We start from the raw sequence: 3,274 nt of genomic DNA on the forward strand, positions 1-3,274 counted from the left end.
TCTCCATAAATCAAGTGTTTGCTGGAGATTGCCGCGCCCCTTCGGGGCTCGCAATGACAGAACAAGCAGGTTTTTAGAGGCGCCCTTATGGTTTTTAACCAAAAATGCTCCCAACCAAAAGTTAAAACACCGTATTATTATGTTTATTCCGCATTGGAACCATTCTAGCGTGCATCGAATATTGGTTCCGAGAACCTTGTCGCTAATAAGCAATTGGAGAAGTTAGGAAGTGCCGCAGATTGACATGCTTGATCCCCTTATAACTGCTGCCGCCGATCAACGTATCCATTGAAACGACGAGCTTGGGGTAGTTATCATCGATCTCAAGTAGGTTGCCGAACTCTCTTTCTCGATTTTCGTCGGTGATGAGATACGCCACCTGGACATATAAACGTTCGCCATCTTTTTCGCCGATGAAATCGATCTCCTTTTTTCCTAATTGTCCGGCCCTAACGTTATAGCCTGAGGCCTTGAGATGAGAGAAAACAAGATTCTCAAGAACCTTACCAATGTCGGCCTGATTATAACTGATGATGGAATTTCTAAGGCCTAAGTCTTCAAAAAAGTATTTGTCATTAACCTCGAATATCTTTTTCCCCTTAATATCTTGCCTCTGTACCTGATGGATGAAGAAAGCCGATCTTAGGTGTGAGAGATAGTCAAGAACAACGCTCGGTGATATCTTCGTTTGCTGTGATTTTAAGAAGTCGCTGATCTTCTTCGCAGATACAAGACTGCCAAGGTTGTCCGCTATATACTCCACAAGTCTTTCCAGAAATGCGACATTCCTGATATTGAACCGGGAGATGATATCTTTGAAGAGGATAGTATTCTTGACGTTCCGGAGATAATCATAAGCAACGTCGTCATTTAATTCCAAATGGATGAGGTACGGAAGCCCGCCATATTTTATGAAGCTCAAGAGCGATTCTTCATTTTCTTCGAGTTTATGGAACAACAAAAATTCCGCATAGGAAAGGCTGTGGATCTCGATCTCAATATAGCGACCGCTAAGATAAGTTGAAAGGTCGCTCGATAGCATGTTCGCATTACTTCCCGTGCAATATATATCGTACTTGCCGGAAGCCTTAAGGCTTCGCAGGGCCTTTTCAAAGGAAATGATATCCTGTATTTCGTCAATAAAGAGGAAGTTTCTTTTTTTAGATGCCTCTGTCTTTTCTTCGACAAATTTTAGAAGAGATTTGTGGTCGGTAATGTGATCGAAATCGCTTAGCTCCTTATTGATGTAAATGATATTGGCAGACTTGTCTTCCTCCAATATCATGTCCATGATCTGATATAAGATATAGCTCTTGCCAACACATCTCTCGCCAACAAGAACCTTTATAATATCCTTGTTAATAAAAGGACCGATCTTTTTGAGGTAACTTTCTCGTTTTATATATTCTTTAATCATACTTAAAACCTCCGTGAAAAGTATACAATGTTTTAAGTATAATTAAAACATTTATTTTCTATTCTTTAGGGCACCTATAAACCCATTGTTATGTCATTGCGAGGAGCGTCCGGCGACGAAGCAATCTCCATAAATCAAGTGTTTATGGGGAATTGCCGCGCCCCTTCGGGGCTCGCAATGACAGAGTGAGTAGTTTATAGAGGTGCCCTTTAATTTATACTTTAATCCTCTTCTCCGTTCAACATCGTGAAATACTCTTTTATAAATTCCGTCATTAACTGCGGCAGTTTTTCGTTCTATATGTCTCCCACGCCTGCGAGACCGCCCCATCCTGGCGCTCCTGCGTCCAGCTCCACCTATCGCTCTTTTCGTTGTAGAACTCTTCGTTATGGAACGCGAACGACCCCTCGATCTCATCAAAGTTCTTGCTAAAACGTCGTCTAATAAAAAACTTGCAAAATGGGTGGGATTTGATAGGTGTCGGAAACAACAAAGTTATTATGGAGGGATAGCTTATGGCGCCCGTTTCGTATTCTTATTCTACGTCCAACAATTCACTCGTGATAAGCTTCAGGGATGCCTCGGGAACCGGGCACCTCTTCAAGAGTCGGCCCAATGACTACGACACGATCGACAGTTATACTGCCGATTGCGCCGAATCGCATGATGGAAAGTGCCAGAACGAATACGGTCATCAGGATGTTCCGGATGTGTATAGGTCATTGACCGGGATCCTTAAGCTTAACTTAGGTCAAATATCGGATATATACGGTGAGCTGCATGATGAATATTGCGGGGATGCTTCAATAAGCATAATAAGATGTTTAGAAAATTACATTCCCACCGATTGTTATCTCCCTTATAATAAAAGTTCATTCTTAACACGCTCACTATCTTTGAATTCCATATTTGGAAGATTTGTTAGTTGCGGAATGATCCGTTGGACCAAGTTTGCGGAAATATTTGACTCGGAAAAACAACGTATCAGAGTGATGGCAAATGCTCCAAGGGATGGATGCGATTTTGGCGCTTTTAAATATCCTTACGAAAGGATCGTTTCCACCTGCAAGATCGGCGACAATGTCGGTCATGTGCGATGCATAGGTGAAGGGACTATTCTGTTCACAGGTAACGGCCTCAATGTCGACATGTTGGAAATAGCGGACCCCGTATATCTGTCCCTCTTAAGCGCCATCATCCCTGCAACTTTTAGGATCGGGTCGGCCGCTATGAAAGATTAATGAAATAGGCGGCCTTTTGGCGTATCTTTTCTGCCCAGTCCTTTGAGACCTCGTAATCTTCTTCTGTCACGATCAAAATAGCGGGAGCTGCGACCTTCTTAAATACAAGCTCGTCGACGTCGGGGGTCATGACATAGTAAGTGACCCGCCCTGCCTTCTTTTATTTCCCGACAATAAGTTCGGCCCGTCCCAAACCGTCAAGGAGCCGCGAAAGCGAAGCCCTGGGCACGGTAACACAGCCAACGTCGTTCAGCTTCAGCATCTGAACGATAAATTCGATGAGTTCTTTAGAGATCATAACCGCCGTTTAACACATATGCCCACATATTGTCATGCCTTAATTACACTAATTCCGGCCCGGGCTAACGATCAGACAAATCTGTTAACATACGATCTCACATTAGGCGGGCTTGACATAATGTTGGACGATGTGTCGGAGGATATCAAAACCAGATTCTGTTTCTGTCAGATGAAGTGGCGACCACTACACCCAATATCCATTCGGTCCAACTTTAACTGATGGGCACCTCTAAAAACCTACTTACTCTGTCATTGCGAGCCCCGAAGGGGCGCGGCAATCTCTAAGCAAACACTTGATTTATGGAGATTGCTTCGT

General features: G+C 43.4%; 2 protein-coding genes and 1 pseudogene (1 of these 3 cut by a window edge). 1 reads left to right on the forward strand and 2 read right to left on the reverse strand.

Annotated elements, in window-relative coordinates; translation table 11 throughout:
* Positions 1-202: 202 nt before the first annotated feature.
* Entirely contained in the window at positions 203-1,417 is a 1,215-nt protein-coding gene (locus COV46_04865) for an ATPase (protein PIR17332.1), read from the reverse strand.
* Between the two features lie 515 nt (positions 1,418-1,932).
* On the opposite strand from COV46_04865, the gene COV46_04870 reads away from it, so the two are divergent.
* Positions 1,933-2,658, forward strand: a complete 726-nt coding sequence (locus COV46_04870; protein PIR17333.1) for a hypothetical protein — start codon at positions 1,933-1,935, stop codon at positions 2,656-2,658.
* Between the two features lie 598 nt (positions 2,659-3,256).
* On the opposite strand, the pseudogene COV46_04875 reads toward COV46_04870, so the two are convergent.
* Positions 3,257-3,274, reverse strand: a pseudogene (locus tag COV46_04875) (TIGR02757 family protein); it runs 786 nt beyond the window's last position.

The sequence above is a fragment of the Deltaproteobacteria bacterium CG11_big_fil_rev_8_21_14_0_20_49_13 genome, assembly GCA_002796305.1.
GTDB lineage: Bacteria > UBA10199 > UBA10199.

What these genes read in the sequence shown, in the direction of transcription:
- COV46_04865 (PIR17332.1), bottom strand. Translation starts at nt 1,417, where the DNA reads ATGATTAAAGAATATATAAAACGAGAAAGTTACCTCAAAAAGATCGGT.
- COV46_04870 (PIR17333.1), top strand. Translation starts at nt 1,933, where the DNA reads ATGGCGCCCGTTTCGTATTCTTATTCTACGTCCAACAATTCACTCGTG.